The sequence below is a fragment of the Paenibacillus sp. SC116 genome (assembly GCF_024733555.1).
Taxonomy (GTDB): Bacteria; Bacillota; Bacilli; order Paenibacillales; family Paenibacillaceae; genus Paenibacillus_B.
Genome location: NZ_JANIOF010000003.1, coordinates 69,229 through 89,115, shown reverse-complemented (window position 1 = coordinate 89,115; position 19,887 = coordinate 69,229). Strand labels below are relative to the sequence as shown.

At 43.6% G+C, this 19,887-nt stretch carries 15 protein-coding genes; 2 read left to right on the top strand and 13 right to left on the bottom strand.

Annotated elements, in window-relative coordinates:
• Positions 1-138 precede the first annotated feature (138 nt).
• A complete protein-coding gene (locus NQ117_RS14660) occupies positions 139-2,223 on the bottom strand; it encodes a methyl-accepting chemotaxis protein (RefSeq protein ID WP_258278772.1) in 2,085 nt (694 codons plus the stop codon).
• A 229-nt stretch (positions 2,224-2,452) separates the two neighbouring features.
• Between NQ117_RS14660 and NQ117_RS14655 the strand changes: the two genes are divergently transcribed.
• Positions 2,453-4,075 (top strand): amidase family protein, encoded by a 1,623-nt coding sequence (locus NQ117_RS14655; protein WP_258278771.1) that lies wholly within the window; start codon positions 2,453-2,455, stop codon positions 4,073-4,075.
• A 247-nt stretch (positions 4,076-4,322) separates the two neighbouring features.
• Here the strand turns inward: NQ117_RS14655 and NQ117_RS14650 are convergent, their stop codons facing one another.
• From NQ117_RS14650 to NQ117_RS14605, 9 genes are all read right to left on the bottom strand, one after another.
• A complete protein-coding gene (locus NQ117_RS14650) occupies positions 4,323-4,790 on the bottom strand; it encodes an SRPBCC family protein (protein ID WP_258278770.1) in 468 nt (155 codons plus the stop codon).
• A gap of 258 nt (positions 4,791-5,048) precedes the next feature.
• Positions 5,049-6,425, bottom strand: a complete 1,377-nt coding sequence (locus tag NQ117_RS14645) for a sensor histidine kinase (protein ID WP_258278769.1) — start codon at positions 6,423-6,425, stop codon at positions 5,049-5,051.
• Positions 6,422-7,099, bottom strand: coding sequence for a response regulator transcription factor (locus NQ117_RS14640; RefSeq protein ID WP_258279055.1), 678 nt, complete (start codon positions 7,097-7,099; stop codon positions 6,422-6,424). Before NQ117_RS14640 ends, NQ117_RS14645 begins: the two co-directional genes overlap by 4 nt.
• Positions 7,100-7,140: 41 nt before the next feature.
• Entirely contained in the window at positions 7,141-8,121 is a 981-nt protein-coding gene (locus NQ117_RS14635; RefSeq protein WP_258278768.1) for a FecCD family ABC transporter permease, read from the bottom strand.
• Between the two features lie 22 nt (positions 8,122-8,143).
• Positions 8,144-9,064 (bottom strand): heme ABC transporter substrate-binding protein IsdE, encoded by a 921-nt coding sequence (isdE, locus tag NQ117_RS14630; protein ID WP_258278767.1) that lies wholly within the window; start codon positions 9,062-9,064, stop codon positions 8,144-8,146.
• Positions 9,065-9,096: 32 nt separating this feature from the next.
• The gene (locus NQ117_RS14625; protein ID WP_258278766.1) at positions 9,097-10,173 is read right to left on the bottom strand and encodes an NEAT domain-containing protein; all 1,077 of its coding nucleotides are present in this window, start codon (positions 10,171-10,173) and stop codon (positions 9,097-9,099) included.
• A 260-nt stretch (positions 10,174-10,433) separates the two neighbouring features.
• The gene (gene isdG, locus NQ117_RS24065; protein WP_309137882.1) at positions 10,434-11,555 is read right to left on the bottom strand and encodes a heme oxygenase; all 1,122 of its coding nucleotides are present in this window, start codon (positions 11,553-11,555) and stop codon (positions 10,434-10,436) included.
• On the bottom strand, positions 11,555-12,553 hold the full coding sequence (locus NQ117_RS14610; protein ID WP_258279053.1) for a FecCD family ABC transporter permease: 999 nt from the start codon (positions 12,551-12,553) through the stop codon (positions 11,555-11,557). Before NQ117_RS14610 ends, isdG begins: the two co-directional genes overlap by 1 nt.
• Entirely contained in the window at positions 12,550-13,500 is a 951-nt protein-coding gene (locus NQ117_RS14605; protein WP_258278765.1) for an ABC transporter substrate-binding protein, read from the bottom strand. Before NQ117_RS14605 ends, NQ117_RS14610 begins: the two co-directional genes overlap by 4 nt.
• Positions 13,501-13,945: 445 nt before the next feature.
• Here NQ117_RS14605 and NQ117_RS14600 point away from each other — a divergent pair, with 445 nt between their 5' ends.
• Positions 13,946-14,407, top strand: coding sequence for a hypothetical protein (locus NQ117_RS14600; RefSeq protein WP_258278764.1), 462 nt, complete (start codon positions 13,946-13,948; stop codon positions 14,405-14,407).
• Between the two features lie 190 nt (positions 14,408-14,597).
• On the opposite strand, the gene NQ117_RS14595 is transcribed toward NQ117_RS14600, so the two are convergent.
• The 3 genes from NQ117_RS14595 to NQ117_RS14585 all read right to left on the bottom strand — a co-directional run bounded on the left by NQ117_RS14595 (position 14,598) and on the right by NQ117_RS14585 (position 19,830).
• A complete protein-coding gene (locus NQ117_RS14595) occupies positions 14,598-18,047 on the bottom strand; it encodes an NEAT domain-containing protein (protein ID WP_258278763.1) in 3,450 nt (1,149 codons plus the stop codon).
• A gap of 549 nt (positions 18,048-18,596) precedes the next feature.
• A complete protein-coding gene (locus NQ117_RS14590) occupies positions 18,597-19,118 on the bottom strand; it encodes a hypothetical protein (protein WP_258278762.1) in 522 nt (173 codons plus the stop codon).
• Between the two features lie 25 nt (positions 19,119-19,143).
• On the bottom strand, positions 19,144-19,830 hold the full coding sequence (locus NQ117_RS14585) for an amidase domain-containing protein (RefSeq protein WP_258278761.1): 687 nt from the start codon (positions 19,828-19,830) through the stop codon (positions 19,144-19,146).
• Between the last annotated feature and the right edge of the window lie 57 nt (positions 19,831-19,887).

The following is a 19,887-nucleotide window of genomic DNA, read 5'->3' as shown; positions in this document are numbered from 1 at the left end:
AACTTCTCCGCTTGCCGTTTGCAAATAATCATTTACTCCTCCAATAAAAAAGCCCGGAGAAGTCTGAGCTCCTCCGGACTGGCTTGTGTTGTTCTGTATCTTTCACTCTTCAATATGACTTCCCCATGTAGGAACTCCTTATTGATTACTAATCGTAAACTTCTTAATGTTTTCCTGCAAATCTTCAGAAAGTCCCTTAAGCTGAGTCAGGTAACCTGCTACATCGTCAATGGTAGCCAACTGCTCTTCAGCTGCCGCGGATACGTCTTGCGTAATTGCCGCATTTTCTTCTGTAATGGCAGAAATGTTCGTGAACACGTCAGAAAGCTCATAACGTTTCTCAATCATTAACTTAATATGATCATCTACATCCGTTGTCATGTTCATTTGATTATCTACAGATATTTTAATGTCATTGAAGATCGATTCCGTTTCACGAACCGCTGTTTCCTGATCCATAAATAGCTCACGGGATGTGCCAATCGCTTGAACAGCTGCCCCTACCTGACCATTTACGTTCGAAATAATGTTGCCGATATTATTCGCAGCGTTAGCAGATTGCTCTGCAAGTTTGCGAATCTCAGCTGCTACCACGGAGAAGCCTCGTCCGTGCTCACCAGCTCTTGAAGCCTCAATGGACGCATTTAGTGCCAACAAGTTTGTCTGACGAGAAATCTCAACAATCGTCGTAAGAATACTGCTGATTTCACCCGCACTTGCACTTACTTGATTAACGGCATGCGCTGTTTCCTCAGAAGACTTTTGAGTACTGTTAAATTTGCCTACCAACTCTTGAACAATGTAGATACCACGTTGGTTCAGTTCCGCTGTACGGCGTGCAATCTCTAGTATTTCTGATGCAGATGCTGTAACTTGATCGATTGCTCCGCCAAGTTCCTCAACTTTTTCAGAGCCTTCCATAACGTTGTTCGCTTCTTCGCTAGAAGCAGAAGCTAACTGAATGATGGATTCTGTGATAAGAGAAGAAGCCTTTTGCGTCTGATCCATGCTGTCTTGAAGATTGGTCGCCGAGTGAGATACGATTTGTCCTGAAGTAGAGATACCACCGATCATTTGCTGGACATCCTGCTTCATAGACTTAATTGCACGAACCATCTCGCCTACTTCACCGCGCTTTTTCAGCATCCCTTCTGGGATCTCAATCAGCAAGTTACCGCTTCCGATTTGTTTCAAATATTGAACAGCTGCATTAATCGGCTTCGTAATTGCATTTGCCACAATCAATGCTGCTAAGATAGCGATAACAGCAATAATACTCATAACAATTAAAATAATGTTTTGAATTGCATCGACGGATTCTTGTATTTCACTTTCGTCCATAACCGCGATGTACTTCCATCCATTTTGCGGTGAAATATATACGCTAGCTGTGTAGTCTTCCTTATCCATCGTAAATTCAAGGTTTTTACCTGCTAGCTTGTCGATGTCCGCAAATTGCGCAACACCCAAATCCTTAAGGTTTTTAAAGTTTGTTTTCGGATTTTTAGGGTTTGCAAGAATCGTACCCGTTTGGTCAGCTAGAATAACATAGCCCGCTTTACCAATTTTGATGTCATTGATCGTCTCCGTCAAGAAATCCAAGCTTACGTCTACACCTTGCACACCAATAACTTTACCTGCATTGTCCTTGATCGTTACAGAAGAGCTGACGATCGGAACACCTGTCGTAAGGGCAGAATAAGCTCCAGAGCGCTGGACTTTGTCGGGATTCGCGACTGCTTGGGTATACCACGATCTTGTTCTCGGATCAAATTTATCGACGGAAGTACCGTCCGGCCACTGTATGTATCCCCCATCCTTTGTACCCATATAAATATAATGTACGTTCGGATGTGTCTTCGAATATTCCAAGAAGAATTTATAGATTTGAGCTTCAATTCCTCCATTTTTAGCTGGAGTCATTTGAATGGTACCATCTGCCCCTACCGCATTTACATAAGAAGTGATGGAACTGTCGATTTGCTTAACGAGCGGACTCTTAGCGAAATATCCGACAGATTCATTTATCGTTGTAAAATATAGATCAATTGCACCACTAACTTGCTTAATTTCCTTTTGAGTGGCTTCATAGAAATCTTCCTTCATATCGCTGCTAACTCTCTGGTTTATTACGAGGCCTAGCGATGATGTAGATAGCAATACGAGAATTACCATCGTTACCAGTAGCTGAAGCTTTAAATTCCACTGTATTTTCTTTCTCAACTTGTTTCTCCCCCATTATTATTTTCTATAGAGTATGGTCTCTTACTTAGTATCGGCAAAAGAACAATATTTGTTATATATTGTCGAAATAAAAAGCAAAAAAATACGAAAAAAAAGGTATTTTGTCGGATTCTATTCATTTTTTCTATGAAAATAACGATAATGTTTATAGGGGAGAAAAATGAGTACTATGACCTATTCAAAAAAATGACATCAGGAGGCTAGACACTTGAAGAAAAAGAACACAACATTCAAAGCATTTCTAGCTATCATGCTAATTGCGACAATTCTACCTTGGAATGTTGCAAGTGCCCAAGGCAAGCAAGCTGCATTTGATCCATTTGAGAAAAGCATTAATGAAGTATCTTATGCTTTGAACTCTAATCAAACTACTTCAGAAGAACTAGTAGAGTACTACTTGAAGCGTATCGAAGCTTTCGATGATCAAGGTCCTGCTATCAATTCTATTACAATTGTTAACGATAACGCGCTTGAGCAAGCAAAAGCTCTTGATGCTGAGCGCAAGGCGAAGGGACCAAGAAGCGAACTTCACGGTATTCCTTTTGTCGTAAAAGATAATTTCGATGTCGTTGGCATGCCAACAACAGCTGGTTCTGTCGCTCTTAAGAATGAATATCCGAACAAAAATTCATTTGTTGTTCAAAAGCTTATCGACGCTGGCGCGATCGTAATCGGAAAAACAAACATGTCCGAGCTTGCTGCTTCCTACGGAAGATTGGGCTACAGCTCTTTTGGCGGCCAGACACTAAACCCTTACAATCTTAACCGTGATGCTTCCGGTTCCAGCAGCGGTAGTGCTGCAGCTGTGGCAGCTAACTTCGCTGTATTCGGCCTTGGAACAGATACTTCCGGTTCTGTACGTGGTCCAGCTCATACGACAAGTCTAGTCGGTATTCGCCCTACAATGGGATTGACTAGCCGTACTGGTGTTGTTCCTTCTTCCCTTTCTTTGGACGTAACTGGCCCAATGGCTCGCAGCGTTGAAGATGCGAGTATGGTACTTACTGCAATGGCTGGCAAAGACAAAGCAGATAAAGCTACAAAACATGCAAACCGCCATGTTCGTGACTATGCTAAATCATTGAACGCTAATGCGTTAAAGCATGCTCGTATCGGGGTAGCAACTGATTTCTTCGGTGACAACGCTGAAGTAGATGCAGTTACCAACCAAGCGATTGCACAAATGCAAAGCATGGGAACAGAAGTTGTACCTGTAACATTCTCTGAGCAAACACAATACCTTTGGACTCCAATTCTTGGACCAATCGACAGTGCAGAATTCAAGAGCCAATTTGAAACATACTTGAGCACACTTCCAGCAGGCGGACCTAAAACGCTGCAAGAAGTTATCGCTATTCTTGAATCTCCAGAAGTATTGAACTCTGCTACACCTGCTAACCCAGCTCGTGTAGAAGGTTTGAAAGCAGCTTTGGAGAAAGCTAACACGTTGAATTCCAAAGAGTACAAAAAAATCGTTAAACGTGAAGTACCTAAGACTCGTGAAGAAATCGAAGACATTATGGATGACTACGATTTGGACGCAATTGTATTCCCTACAATGTCCTGCCCGGCTTCCAATACTTTCGATAAAGTAGATCCTACATACGTTTGTAATGCATATGATACATATGCAGCAGGCTATATGGCTTCTGCTACAGGTTTCCCTGAAGTAACAGTTCCAGCAGGTACTGTAGAAGCAGGCATGCCAGTAGGTATTTCCTTCTTCGGTACAGCGTTCAGCGAGCAAACATTGCTTAACCTTGCTTACTCCTTCGAGCAAGCAACACATGCAAGAACAGTTCCTGTTCATACACCGAACTTGAATCAGTAATTGCTGATTGCTGTTCACTCTATTCATGTAATTCCTTCAACAACATCATGACAGCATCCGCATTCCGTCTTCTCTCCTTTTAGAATGCAGGTGCTGGTGTGATGGAGTTGATGGGGTTCTGAGTTTCTTGAACCGCTCCGCTATATGTGAATGACACCTCCCCTTGCCAGCTTTGTCTGACAATCGAGATGACGTTCCATGCGGAGCGGTTTTTTATCTAAACAACAGTAGATATAGTCAGGATGATTTACTTATTAACATTAGCATCAGGAAATCGATCTGCTACGAGGTGTAAGAGGATGCCTTGCTCAAGAAATGCCTTTAACCCACAAAGAACAATGGTGAACCCTCCAGTGGAATCGATGACTTGATTGACGATCTCCTCCTGGGTTCCCTTGAAACCTGCATTTGTAATGGTAACCATTGTTTCGTTCTCCGACCGGGGAGTAAATACCCAATCCACCGTAGTGCGATCATCTAACTCGATGAAAATCCGCTGGTTTTCCTCTATCTCTTTTACATCGACATCAGAACCAACGCCATACATCTCCCAATCCCAACGAACTTGTTTGCCCTGTTCTAATCTCCCGCTGCTTTTCGTAAACCAGAACTTTGTCGTAATCTCAGGATCAATAAAAGCCTGAAATACTTGCTCGATCGGTCTTCTTATAAGCATTTCAACGTTGGCCGTCGATGTGTAATTCGAATCTTCCATTCTCAATTCTCCTTTATAAAAGGTACTTCTACTTCTTCACTGATACATGCCTGCTGTTCTCATTCATTCAAATCTCTGACTTAGACTGACCCAAATGCCAAGTTTCAATGTACCGTCATCTCTTTCCTACATTTCGCTTCATATATTGTAATCGAACCTTGCCTTTTTTCGCATCATCTATAACAACCAGCTTCGTTCTTAACAACGCAAAAAGCTGACCTCTGTTCGGTCAGCTTTCTTATGCTAGTAACGCGACTCTTAATCCGGTATCCGAATGCGAAACACCGTACCACTGCCTTCATTGCTATCTACCTCTATCATGCCACCATGAAAATGGACAATTTTCTGCACAATAGACAAGCCTAGCCCTACACTTCCGTCGCCTCGTTTCCTAGCCATATCGCCTTTGTAGAAACGATCAAATAGAAACGGGAGCTGTTCCTCAGGAATACCGTCACCTGTATCGGAAATGACGACTACACAGCCATCATCTTCGCGAAATGCCTCTATATCGATGGAACTTTCGCTCGGAATATACTTTACGGCATTGGACAGCAAGTTGGACCATACCTGCATAAGCAACACCTCGTCTCCATAGATATGAAGCCGTGCCGGAATACGCATACGCACAGCAATTTCCTTCTCAGCAAGCTGCCATTCTAGAAGCTGCAAAGCTTGCCTAACCTGAGGTTGCAGAATATAACACTTCTTCTCTACGGCTTCCTTTCCATTATCCAATGTGGACAACAGCAGCAATTGCTTGCTAAGCGATGCAAGCTGACGCGACTCTTGTCCGATGATCGTGGCGTAATGGTGTATCTGATCCCTGTCCAGATCATCTCGCAGCAATGAATCCGCAAAGCCCTGAATCGATGTCAAAGGCGAGTGGATCTCATGAGATACGTTGGCCACAAACTCCTTCTTCAATCGATCAGAATGCTCAAGCTGAAACGCCATCTTCTCAAAATGTTTAGCAAGCTGTCCGATTTCATCCTTTCGACTGGTTGGGAGGCGCAAATTAAAGTCACCTTGTGCGATTCGCTTAGTCGCTTCGGTCAATCGTGTAATCGGCTGCACGAGATAACGGGTGCTGAGTAAAAAGCACGGGATACTAAACAAGGCCGTAAATACGAACATCAGCCAAAAAAAGGTCTCCAGCTCATCAAACTGCACACGAGTATCATGTCTTAGGAACATGGCGAACTTCTCAGATCCATCTGAGACATGGATACCTACCGTATTGCTGAGCAAATTGTCAAAATAATTAATGGCAAATGGGTGATTGGGGTATTCAGCAATGCCATGATATTCGTTTCCCGCCAATACACTTGTCCTCACACTTGAAGACAGATCGAGCTCGTGAAAGCTGCCTCCATAAAAATAATCATTGCCTTGTTCATCATGCACGTATAATTGATAGCCAAGCGCTGCTGTATGATGAAGATAATCACCCATCTTCTCCGGATTTTGTCCTATAAAATTACGAATCATGTCCGCTGCCTTAAACAGCTTGGCATCATTGTATGGCTTTAACAGCCCATGGTAATAAGCGTTAGCGATATAAAAACCTACAAAGCTGCTAATCGTTATCGTGTAAACCGTAATAATGACTACACGGAAATAAAGCGACCTCACGAAGCGAACACCTCAAGCTTGTACCCAATCCCTCTAATCGTTTGAATGGCGAATCCCCGCTCATGCTCAGGAAACCTCTTTCGCAATCGCTTAATATGTACATCAACCGTCCGTTCATCTCCACGGTAGTCCGTTCCCCATATAAGACGAATCAATTCATCACGAGAGAACACTCGGCCTGGATATTCCGCTAACTGTGCAAGCAATTCAAATTCCTTCAACGGTGGGAAAAAGATTTCATCACCATCTACGACCTCATAATTTTTTCGGTCAATAATAAGTTGGTTGATCCTAATCTTATCGCTAGATGCAAACGAATATCTACGGAATAGGGCCTTCACTCGAAACAGCAGCTCTGGCAACTCAAACGGCTTCGTAAGGTAGTCATCTGTGCCCTTCATATACCCTAGCTCCTTGTCGCTAAGTTGACCCCGAGCAGTGAGGAGAATAATCGGAATATCGTAATTTTTGCGCGTATACTCACACAGGGCCAGCCCATCAACCTCTGGCATCATCACATCGAAAATAGCCAAGTCGATCGAGTGTTTTTCCAGAACGCCCATCGCTTCAAGGCCATTATGTGCTTCCAACACACGGAAACCCTCTTTGGTAAAGTAATGGCCAAGCAATGTCCTATTATTGCTATCGTCATCTGTAATAAGCAACTGCTTCATCACCAATTCCTATACCTCCTCTATCCTCAATCGAAGTCCGATTACTTATACAACTTGTCGCTTCTTTTCAGCATAATGATCAAAAATGGGCCGCCAATGACCGCCATAATAATCGATGCAGGGATTTCTGCTGGTGCGAGTACCGTCCGCCCAATCGTGTCCGCTGCTAGTATGAGCAGAGCACCCCCGAGCGCTGAAAAGGGGATAAGGAGCTTATAACTTGAACCAACCAACACTCTTCCGATATGAGGAACGAGCAGGCCGACAAACATAATGAGTCCTCCGATCGCCGTGGCTACTGAAGCCAGAAGGACAGCGACCACCGAAATCATAATCCTAACCCGCATCACTCGAAGCCCGAGACTTCGAGCTGTTTCATCCCGAAATGCAAGCATATTGCACCACGAACCGAGGAACAGGGCGAGAATCAACCCAATGCCTCCAAACAGGCCGATAATGTAAACATCTTCCCATGTCTTCATCGTAAAAATAGAGGAAATCGCCTGATTCACGCTCGTTACCGCATAGCTTCCACGATAATTGTAGGTCTGTCCCAGCCCAGTAAAGGTAGCATTGATAGCGACGCCAACTAGAATTAGCCGTAAAGGGTTTAACGCCGACCTCCAAGATAAGGAGTAGACAAGATAGCAAGCAAGTGCTCCTCCCAGTACCGAGAACAGCGGGTTCCAAAAATAAAGGGTCGGGAACAGCGTCACAATCGTAATAGATACAAAACCAGCACCAGATGAAATGCCGATAATTCCTGGCTCCGCTAGCGGATTTTTCATAACAGCCTGCAACAGTACACCCGCAACAGCGAGCGCCGCTCCCGCGAACATGGATACAAAAATGCGTGGAAACCGCAAATCTTTTATAATCTCGACCTGCTCATTTGAGCCATTAAACAAACCTTGCACAAGCTCTCCGAAGGATACTTTAATACTTCCCGTCATGGCTGAAAAGATAGCTAGGGCAACTAGTAATAGCGTAGTAATCAAATACACGCCCGTTTGTTTAATCATCGTTCACTGTCCTTTGCAAAAGTTAAGGGTACAGCATCGGAAGCAGCGCATCCAACGCTTCTTCAACTGCTAGATTTCCGGTTGTCCCAAACAACCGTTCCTCCAAATCATATACACGCCCCGTCTGAACCGCTTTGAAATGATGCCAAATGTCATTCTTTTTGAATTCTTCATCAAACATCTTGACGACCTCTTCCGGCATTCCATGCGCGGCCCGTAGAATGACATCCGGATTAGCTTGCTGCAAGTGCTCCGTATTCGATGCTAGAAACTCTACCTTTTCACCTTGAACAATATTTTTACCACCTAGCAATCGCACCAGGTCCCCTATATAGGAATGCTCCGTTGCTACCAAATAACTGCCTGGTACACCAAGGAGAATAAGCACCGTGGGCGCTTCCTTACCTTCTGTAACCTTGCGGATTTTCTTAATTTTCACATCATACTTGCGCACAATCTCGGCAGCTTTCTCTTGCTTCTCAAACTTCTCGCCCAACTTCGTAATTTCGGCTTGCATGCTCTCTAAATTCGTTAGATCCAAGAAAGTAGCGTTCATATTGGCGTTTTGGAATACCGGCTCAAGATCATATTGTAAAGTGGTAACCGACAATACTTCTGTAGGTTTTAAGGATTTAACTAACTCCATATCTGGACTCATTGGGTTGCCGACTTTCGTTAACCCGTCATATCGGCTTGGCAGTGTTTTGACGCTCTTTGGTACCCCTACCAAATCGATTTCTAGCTGATCCATAATCTGCGTTATAGCCACTGTTGTTGAAACGATTCGATGCTCTTCCACTGGAGAAGAGGTTGCAACAGGTGTACTAGAAGCGGAAGAGACTGGTTCAACAGGCTTAGTAACGGTTTTCGCATCGCCGCATCCTATAGCAAGGATTAGAATCGTCGTTATAACTGCAACTAGTTTAAGATACCTATGTAACATCGTATTCTTTCCTCCCACACTAACGACGGTTATTAACTCTTTCTTTTCCAAATATAAATGCCGCCAACAGCTAGCAAGAGAATAGCAACAATTGGCGTCCACCAATTGGTTGTAGATGTTGAACCAGTGCTAGAATCCGTTGTTTCGCCAACTTTCACCGAAGCCGTTTTCACTACTCCCTCTTTAGTGGTCGCTACTTTTTCGTTAGCTGGATCAGCTTCCGCACCTAATGTCTTCACTTCTGCTGTGCCGCTAACTGCCAGCTGAGTAGCTGGCAGTTGTTTATTTTCCTCAGATGAGTTGGCGGTATCCGCTGTTTTCTTCTCTATGCTAATCATCCCTGCAGGAGAAGTTGCCTCCTCCTTTGTTAGCTCGCCCCTTGTTTCAGCAGCTGTCTTCTTGGTGTTGGAAGATGCGTTGGGCTTTTTGTTTGCAGGTGGCTTTGTACTTGTTGACGGCTTGTTGCTAGTTGGTGGTTTCTTGCTTGCAGGAGGTTTCTTAGCATCTGGTTTCTTCGTATCTGACTTCTTCTTATCTTCTGGCTTTTTCTTTTTCGGTACATCTTTTGTTGCTTTTTCTGGTGCAGGCTTGTTCGTAGAAGAAGTATCTTTCGGGACTACAACAGGAGCAGTTTCCTGCTTCTTCTCTACTTCTTTCAGCTCTTTAAATGATTTCATATCGAATACAATTCGAATGGTATAGTCATGGTCGTAATCAATTTCTGGAACCGTGACGTGTATTTTCGAAATAATCGGATTTGTTACATCCGCTTCGAACTCTACTAGTCTTGTGTCAGCCTTTGTATTGGATTCAATTAATTTCGTATTCACATGACTCCCATTGCTTGGGATCTTGAACTCCGTTACCCATTTACTATGATTAATGGTCATGCGCACTGTCGCTTTTCCATCATTGATAACTACTGTCGCGGGCTTTTCCCAATAGTCATTAGCGATAGAGACATTATCATTCTCTGCTTGTAAAACGACATAGTCAGCCGTATATGTCCCATTGTCCAACTTTGTTGCAGCATAGGCGGACCCCGGCAATATCATTGTCCATATCCATAACGCTGCCAATATGCCGGCAGCAGCAGTCCGTAATTTCAATGTTATTCACTCCTCTAATTCTACTTGGTTATATTGATAATGATAATTATTATCAATTGTAATCCTATCAACAGCTATCCATTACGTCAACAACTTTTTTTGTATAATTATCCAATCATGTGGTCCGGTTATTTAGCCAACACGCCAATTCCCAGTTATTCAGACGCACTTGCCTACTCTTTCGACTTTTCACTAGTTTTCTAAAAAGTACATGCAAGTGGGCATCAAGAGTTGCCCCTCGATGCCCACTCGGACAATCGTTACACACTTTGAGGCTCAGCTTGCTGCAATGGCTGGCGAACAACTTTTACATCATAAAATAGAATCTTGTTCGAAATGATATAATCCGGAATTTCGCGCTTCGAATGCGACTCACGGAAAGCCTCACTTCGTGTCCACGCCTGGAAATCTTCTTTGCTCTCCCATCTCGTACTTACGGTCACTTCATCGTAATCTTTTGTATTTTCGGTCATCATTACTTCTAGACCAAGGAAACCTTTCATCCCTTCCACCTTGCCAACTTTATTAAAGCGCTCGATCAATTTTTCTCCGTTGCCCTTCGTAATTTGCGATACATTCGTAACAATAACCATAGTCGTTTCCTCCTTGAAATGTTGTGGGATTGGAACAATAACGGGATATAGGCCTTGTAAATCTATTTTGGCTATCACCCCAAATACATTCAGCATAAAATGCTGATCGATCACTGATTTTGGAGCGCCGCTGGCGACAATTTGTCCATTTTCCATAGCAATAATGTGATCGCTGAATGCCGCAGCCTGCTGCAAATCATGAAGTACCATGACAATCGTTAGTCCTAGCTTTTGATTAAGCCGTCTCAGCATTTCCATCAATTCCAACTGATGCGACATATCCAAGTAGGTCGTAGGTTCATCCAACAGAAGGATGCGCGACTCTTGCGCCAACGCCATAGCAATACGGGCTTTCTGCTGCTCTCCCCCGGATAACGTATGGAACATGCGGTCCTCATTATGAGCGATGCCTACGGTTGATATCGCCCATTTAATCACCTGCTCATCACTTGGCGTCAACCGACTGCGAAACGATGATTGATGCGGTGCCCGACCAAGCGCGACCAATTCGCGTACTGTAATATCCGGTATTTGGCCTTTATCCTGACCTAGCATGGAAACCATTCGTGCGAACTGATTGCGGGAATACGCCTTACCCGGTTCCCCCTCATACAGAATCAAACCGTTATCAGGTTTGCTTATCCTCGAAATCATACGCAGTAACGTTGATTTCCCTGAGCCATTGCGGCCAACGATGGCGGTTATTAGGCCAGACGGTATCGTTTCATTAATCGAGCTCAGCTCGAATCGTTCCTGCTTATATGACAGCTCACGTATATCTAGCGCCATTAACGTATCAACCTCCTTTTCTTCAGCAGCATGAGGAAAAATGGTGCTCCAATACACGCAAGCAAAACGCCTGCAGGCAGCTCCAGCGGATCGAACCAACTTCGTGCTGCTGTATCTGCGACTACCAGCAATATAGCGCCTCCTACCATAGAAAATGGTAGAAGATATCGGTAATCCTCACCAAGTAATAAGCGGACAGCATGCGGTACGATCAGACCAACAAAGCCGATAAGACCTGCAACACTGACAGCCGCACCCGCAAGCAAGGAGGCTAGTGCAATGATGAGGAACCTCTGGCGTTCCACATGCTGCCCCAGTGATTGTGCCGACTGATCGCCAAGCATGAGTAAATTCGACGTCTTGGCCGCAAATGGCACGAGCCCTAGCCCGACGATCGCATAGGGAAGAAGGAATTCCAGATGCGGCCAGCTTCTGCCGCTTAATCCACCCGCCAACCATGGAATTACGCTCTGAATTCGATCACTGTTCAGCACCATGATCCCATTCATAATCCCACCCAATAATGCATTAACGGCGATTCCCGCAAGCACAATTTTCACAGGGGAGCTTCCCCCATCCCAAGCCAATACATAAATGACTAGAGAGGCTATCAACGCACCGATAAAAGCAAAACCCGGAAGCATATAGCTGAATTGTGGAAACAACACCAATGCTATGACGGCAGCTAACCCTCCGCCTGCAGAGATACCAACAATACCTGGATCTGCAAGCGGGTTCTTCATGACACCTTGGAGCAGTGCTCCAGAAGCTGCTAAGCATGCCCCTGTTAACAGTCCAACTAGCACGCGGGGAAGCCTAATGTTCCATATAATCGCTTCATGAGCTGCTTCTCCTTCACCGAACAGGACCCGCCATATTTCCAAAACGGATATTTGGACAGAACCGCTCCCTACTCCATATAACATCGCAGCTAGCAGCAGCGGTACTGCGGCGACAGCGATCCAACGCCTTCGTTTATTTCTAGTCTTCACATTCATAATGCCAACCGTTCCTTTATCCATTTCACCGCATCAACCACTCGCGTCCCAGGGTTCGTACCAAATAGATCTGCGGGAAGTACATGAATGCGCCCGTCACGTACTGCTGTTATCGAGTGCCATGACGGATTGCCCTCCATTTCCTTAATAAAGCCCTTTTCTACGTCCTCTGAGTCTCCATGGGTCATAATCAAAATGACATCTGGATCAGCCTCAACGACTCGCTCCGTATTTAATTGCGCATACTGGGGAAAGTTTTGCATACTCGGGAACTGGCCCGCTACATTTATACCGCCTGCCGTTTCCAACACATTCCCTGCCAATGAATTAGGCAGTGCCGCTAAATAAGTGCCCGGAGCGCCGTACACCAGCAACACACGCTTGTTTGTGGAAGTCTCCGCTTTCACTTCTCCAATCCCATTGTCCAGCTTGGCTGTAAGCTCCGCTGCTTTGGCTTCCTTGCCTAGAAGCTTGCCGAACAACGCAATCTGCCGCCGAATATCTTCAATGGAATTGGCATGTGTTAATACAACCTTGGCGCCAAGACCGTTTAACTGTGGAATGTCATTGGCGTTTATCGGAGAGTTGCCTAGTACGACATCGGGATTCACAACAGCTATTTTTTCTAAATCAACCGTATGTACAGAGCCGACTACCGGAACGCCCTTCACAGCCTCCATCTGGAGACCCGCATTATCCTTTGGCCTTCCTACAACGCTGCCACCAAGTGCATAAATAATATCTACTTCCCCATTACCCAATGCTACGATTCTTTCAGGTGTCTTATTGAGTGTAATCTTGCGATCTGCGAAATCGACAAGCACGTGCTCCCCATTGCTACTATTTCCCTGTTCACTCATCCCTCCACCACTGCAACCTGTTGCTACTCCTAATAAAAGCAATGCAGGCAGCAGCACTCCAACAAAGGGTCTCATCATTGCTTTCATCGTGCCGTCCTCCAAACTTTTCGCAAATGAGAGTGATTATCAATTAGAACTTCAATAGGATTTTACTTCTTAATTGTGAACGGAGCGTGAACTTCAGATTACATTTTCGTCCTTCCATGACTCTCTATAAATAAGTAGGGAGAAAAATGATGTTCAGAGAAATTTGTAATATAAAGTTCATTCTCTGTTCATATAGACGTTGTAAACTTTGAAGTGTAAACAATTTCAGGTTCCATGGTTCAGAGGTGGTTCGTTTTAGATTTTTTATTGAGAATGATAATCATTAACGGTTGGTTATTATTTCTCTCATTGAACCGAGCCTATTTGGAAGGAGGAGCAGTTCAGACAGTATAAAGATGTTTGCACCATCAACGGATAGTAGAAATCCTTTTTAGGTAAGCTTGCAATACAAATAAGTAAAAAAATAATAGGGAGTGTGTTCATAATGTTCAAATTGGCTTCTTTTAAAAAAATGAGTTTCTCTATGCTTCTAACTTTTACTTTGGTACTCATTCTCGCTATTCCTGCTCACGCAGCATCCTATGCGGTACAGTTCCTTAATAGTTCTGGTGCACCTTCTACTCATTCAAGCAAATATATTGAAGGTGGAGTCGTAGATGTAACAGGTACAGCAGGCAACTACACCGTTACATTTAAGATGAAAAATTCAGATCCTTCCTTCCCTCTTATTCCTATCAGCTACAATCACTTGAAAGTTGATCTAAACGGTACACCAGCTGGTGACGGCGTCTATGAAGTAAATTCGACTAAATCCGTTTCTGGTGGTTTCACATACTTCACTTTTAGCGGTGTAAGCAACGTAACTGATAACCTTCCCGTTCTATTGCATGTAAATGCTGGCGGCTTCCATTCCAAAGAATATGCATTATTTGTAGATTGGAAATAAAACAAACGTTATAACAGCAATCTCGTAGAACCGCTTCACGGCACAATGCCGTTGAGCGGTTCTTTTGTGTACATCAACGTAAAAAATCCCCACACGCCCATCACGATTGCTCATCTTGCTAGATGATACAATCGTAATGGACGACGAGGGGATCATGCTTTGCCATGCTTACACGAAGGAGGTGCTCACTCTATTTCTGAGCTGAACCTGCTTCTGCATTGTAGTCCAGCATACGAAGCACCAACGTAACTGCTTCTGCTCTAGTCGCCGTAGCATTTGGATCAAATCGATTGTTTGCTTTACCTTTAATCAATCCCGCTTCTACTGCTGCTGTTACCGACTTAATTGCCCATGATGGAATGCTCTTAGCATCAGCAAATGTTGATGATGCTTTCTCATTCACCTTCAGTTTCACAGCTCTAGCAATAATGACTGCCAATTCAGCTCTGGTCATCGTTTTGTTTCCTTGGAATGTTCCATCTTTATAACCGACGATCAATCCATTCTTCACTGCTAAGGAAACATGTTTACGTGCCCATGATGGGATTTTATCTGCATCTTCGAAGCTTGAATCGCTAGCGCTTCCCTCCAACTTCAATGCTCGGCTAATTATAGCTGCAAACTCAGCTCTAGTTATTTGCTTATTGGGATGGAAATTTCCATCTTTGAAACCAGAAGCAACGCCAAGTTTCACTGCGCGGACAATATGTTTTTCTGCCCAATGTTTCTTCGTATCTCCAAAGCTTGACTGCTCTTCATTTCCTACTGTTCCTTTTCCATTCGAACCTTCTGTAGTTTCCCCTGCTTTCTTGTCTTTCTCTCCTTCACCTGACTTTTTCCCGTTATCAGTATTCACTTTCCCAGGGAATCCACCACCAGGAAGAGGCAGGCCAGGCCCTGAAACGTTGCCGTCAGTACCAAAGCCAGGAACAGATGGACCGTTAGTAGACGTAATGGTAGCTTCATTAAATGCAAACTGAATATCGTAAGTATGATGATATTTCACTTCCGGCCAGTCAATTCTAACCGTTCCACTATGTTTTCCTGATAACGTCGGAAGCGTATAGGCTACAACCCGTGTATTCTTCTGATGGTCAACATTTACGACGCTACCGCTGCTTCCATTTATCGTAAGTGTATTAATTTCCTTGCTCCGCTTCACCGTAAAGGATACAGTTCTACTAGTTCCTACTACATGTAGTAGAGCTGGACTCACAATATAAGTGTTAGCGATCGAAGGAGTCTCGGTGCCGTTTTTTAGAATGCTGAAATGAACGAGATAATAACCGTCTTTAAGCACACCTGGTATTGGTAAAGGTACGCCTGGAATTATAGAAGCTTTAAAGGTTTGTACAGCTGCCTGCAACGCAGTTAAAGCTGCTGCAGTCTTATCATTCGTATTTGCTCCATTGACTGCTACTTTTCCAGCCGTTCTAATCGCAGTAGATAAAGCTGTCTTTGCAGATTCCGGATATTGACCCGGATTTATACCTGTTACTGCATTACGCAAAAGAGTAGAGGCATCGGATATAGCTGCCTGAAGAGCTGTATTATTTACACCGTTAAAATTAAAGCGAATGTCATGAATTTCTTCTGTCGGATTTCCTTGACCAGAGGTAACAACTTTTACTCTAGCCTTCACCAATTGCGACAAGTCACTTACTGCAAACTGAATAACTCGGCTGTTCGCCGCTGCGTTCTCGCTGACAACCTTTACATTCTCGAACACACCGCCCGCTGCCACTTGCAACTCCTTAATGGAGGAACTGTCGTTAACCGTAAACCTTACTACTTGTTTACCATTCTGCTGTGGAATCACCTGTGCTGGCTTAACAAATTTCCCATCAATAGGCGAGAATGCTTCTTCATTAGCATGCACAGCAGAGAAATACAACTCGTATTCCACTTGCGCAAGTACTTTGAATGCATCGAAAGCCGCTTTCAGCTTCGTTTCCGCATTCAATATTGCTGGTCTTTCCGCATTCAGATTTTCCGAGACTGGCTTCGCTTCTTGAATAGCAGTCAGCAGGCTCGCTTTAGCCTTATCGAATTCCGCTTGATCTACATTAGGCAGCTTCGGTGCATCATTGTATGTTTGTTGAGCGGATGCAAGGGATTGCTGAAGCCTCTCATGAATGATTCGATTAAAACTGAGATATAAGGAATGCTTCACGCCATTTACCTTGAACGTAATATGGCCAAGTCCTGTCCACTGGGTATCCTTATTTGCGTCTGGATTTTTAATTGTCCATTGATAAACCGTTTCACCACGTGGACGATTCGGGTGAATGGTAACTGCGGATAACATATTAATTTGCTCGAATTCATCGGGGCTTTTATAAGTCCCATCGTTCCATGGCATAAACCAATACACTTTATTTTCATCTGGAGTAACATTCAGCGTAATATTGGCCCGAACTCCCCCCAATGTATCCTTGTTAGCCAGTTCCGTAATCGTTGTCACAGCTGGGTTCACTAGGCCTACATAAACAGATTCTGTTTTCGTTTCATTCGGCGTATCCAGTACATACAAGCGGAACGGCTCGTTAGCTACGTACCTATGATTGATTGCCATATCATAATTGTAGTTCATTGCCGCGCTTACTTTATCAATTTCTGTTTGTGCAGCCGTTGGGTTCGCTACAATTTGAATCCCTAATGCCACTTTCTCTTGCAGTGCGCTGATATACTCATGTGGATATTCACCCTCAACAATTCCAGCGAATGCACTACCAGGTATTCCGTTGGCTTGTCCATTCGACGTTGCTGTGCTAAGGAAGGTCGTCATAGACGCGATTAAGCCTTTTAGTACTGTCTTATTAGATTGCCTTTGCAAAGACCTGAAATGAGTAAGCTGCTGATTCAGCTCTGTATAAATGGCCCCATAAGCTGCCTCATCCCCTGGATTTGCTTTTGCTAAATCAGCTTCCGCTTTCACAATCGCGACGTTTAAAACATCCCTACTGCCAACTGGAAACTGTCCTAAATCTGGACCTTCTACGCTGGAGTTGTATACGGATTGAGTCACTGTAATTAATTCATTAAGTTTGTCCAATGTAACAGGCCCAACTACTGGCCCACCATTTCCTGGATTGCCTCCACCATTGCCCGGAAGTTGGCTTGTATCGATGCTAATTTGTGCATGATACCAATGGTTGTACTGAATATTTGGAATGTCGATATGCATAACGATATCTTGTAGTTTGGATATATCCGAGATACCATGACGTACTATTTTTCTGGAAGCACCTGCTCCATTACTTACAGCAGCATCGATATAACCCGTTTTATCTTGAATAACCGAATTGACAATCGTTGCTTTAGGCACGCCCTCTGGCCGATACCCCAAATACTTAAAGTGATTCAAGTTGTCTGTTTCGATTTCGTGCTCAAACCAAATGACCCCGTTCTGTACAATCAACTTCCCTTTCGTACCAGGAATTTTCATATACATATTGGCTGTCGACACACTCGTTTTTCCATCCTCCAAGAAGTTGAAATCTACCGGATACTCCCCATTCGGAATGGATGAATTCGTCAAGCTGGCTGTCGCGGCCGCTGCACTGCCAATTGGCATGAGAGTCATGAGCAAGCTTATTGCTAGACACACTAGTGCTGATTTTTTAAACCACTTTTTCAATGGTACACACCCCTCAACATGAATATTCTTAATTCTTCCGTACTACTATCGCTTCTGCATGAGCGTTGCAGACCATCGACCTCCTTCTCGATTGATGACTCTCCAGAAACTTGTGATCGAATGCCGCAGCGCCATAAACGTTCTAAAGAGTGTTCTACACCCCTAATCAAAAATGATAATCATTATCAATATAGGGGCAAAAAAAATAGCATTGCTTTCGCTGCTACTTTAGAAGACGTGGCTACATTCAGCTCCTAGCTTACAAGTCAAATATGAACGGAGTATGAACTTTAGATTACACTTTTTGTCGTTTTGTGCTGTGTGGGGCAGAAACAATATAACAAAAACTGAGTTCTTCTCAGTAAAAACAAACTAGCTCTTGCAGCATACTTGTTCCGTTCTTATTGTTGGAGGTAACTACATCCATAGAAATAAAAAGGTGCAATTCTCTCAAAATATGAGGAACTGCACCTTTATCATTTTTAAAGGAAAATATTTTTTAGAGGTCTCTAGAAGGGGTTGTATTATTTTACGGATAAGTTGAATGGATTATTTGAAGTTTTCAGGGTATAGCTTCTGATTCAATTTATAGGTTTCTTCATAAAATGTCTTAAGCAGTTCTTCACCATTTACCGAGTTAAGCATTTTTGGTTTTTCGAAATGTGCAATCAGCTTTCCCTTTTGTTCTAATTCATATAGAACTTTCTGAACTGCGGGATCTGTTGAGTCCTTTTTGTCCGCATAATATGTGCTATGGATAGCATGTAGATCTTTGTAACCTGCAAACACTTCATTAAATTCGTCCAAGGCACTTTTTGGAGCTAATTCTGACTGTAAATTCTCGGCCTTAGTTGCCAATTCTTTTAGCTTCTGTTCATCCGCTGTAGTTGCGCCGGGAGCATCAGCAATTTTCTTCTGTGCTTCATAACTCGTTGTTGTATAAGTAAGCTTTTCGTTCAAACTTGGGCTATTCGCATTTGCATGATTGCCATTCATATTAGCCAATGCCAAACCGCCGACTACTATAGAACAACATAAAGTGAACACAATCCAAGTTTTCTTTCTTAACATCTTTATTCACTCCTTTCCCTCGCTTTTATTTTTTAATTTTGACTGATACCATCCAGTTTCCGTAAGTTGCATATGACTTTAATGAAATATCCTTATTCCACACATTAGAGTTAGTGGAGTGCTGGGCTACTTTAAGATCGTTACCTGGGCCATAACCATTAACTATTTGCGTATGGAAAGTGTGCCCTGCTGAATCCACATGTTGGACAACATCACCTCGAAACAGTTCATCGTAAATGGGCTGAAAGTTTGAAACCAATTCTTGTGACGTATACCGTGTAGCTCTCCACGCCTTTTTTCCACCTACATCATTAACCACTGCAAAGTGTTGACGGAATTGATGAGCAGCTGTCCAGGAAGATGTTCTAGGATTGGTAGCTGGTGGAACATGCGGCCCATAGTAGTACCAGTCCTCTGTAAATCTATTTTTACCCTTTGTTCCGTTAAACGGCAGACTCCCACCTACATAAAGAGCTTGTGACACGAAATTAGTGCAGTCTCCGCCATCAGAATTACTACCATAGTTCGCAAAATTGGGATTTGCAGTGGTAGCCCACTTTTCAGCATAGTCGGCAGCCCCCGACCGATTAAAGCTACTGTTTATTGTGTCTGGATTGGTGAATAAAATGGTAGCTGCAAATGCTTGTGATGAAGACAAGAAGGTAGCACAAACGACAGTTGCGACGAATGCTGATTTCAATTTCTTTTTCAATCGAAACCCACCCTTTCTCATTTACATACTTTTTTAAGCAAGCAGATGATAACTCAG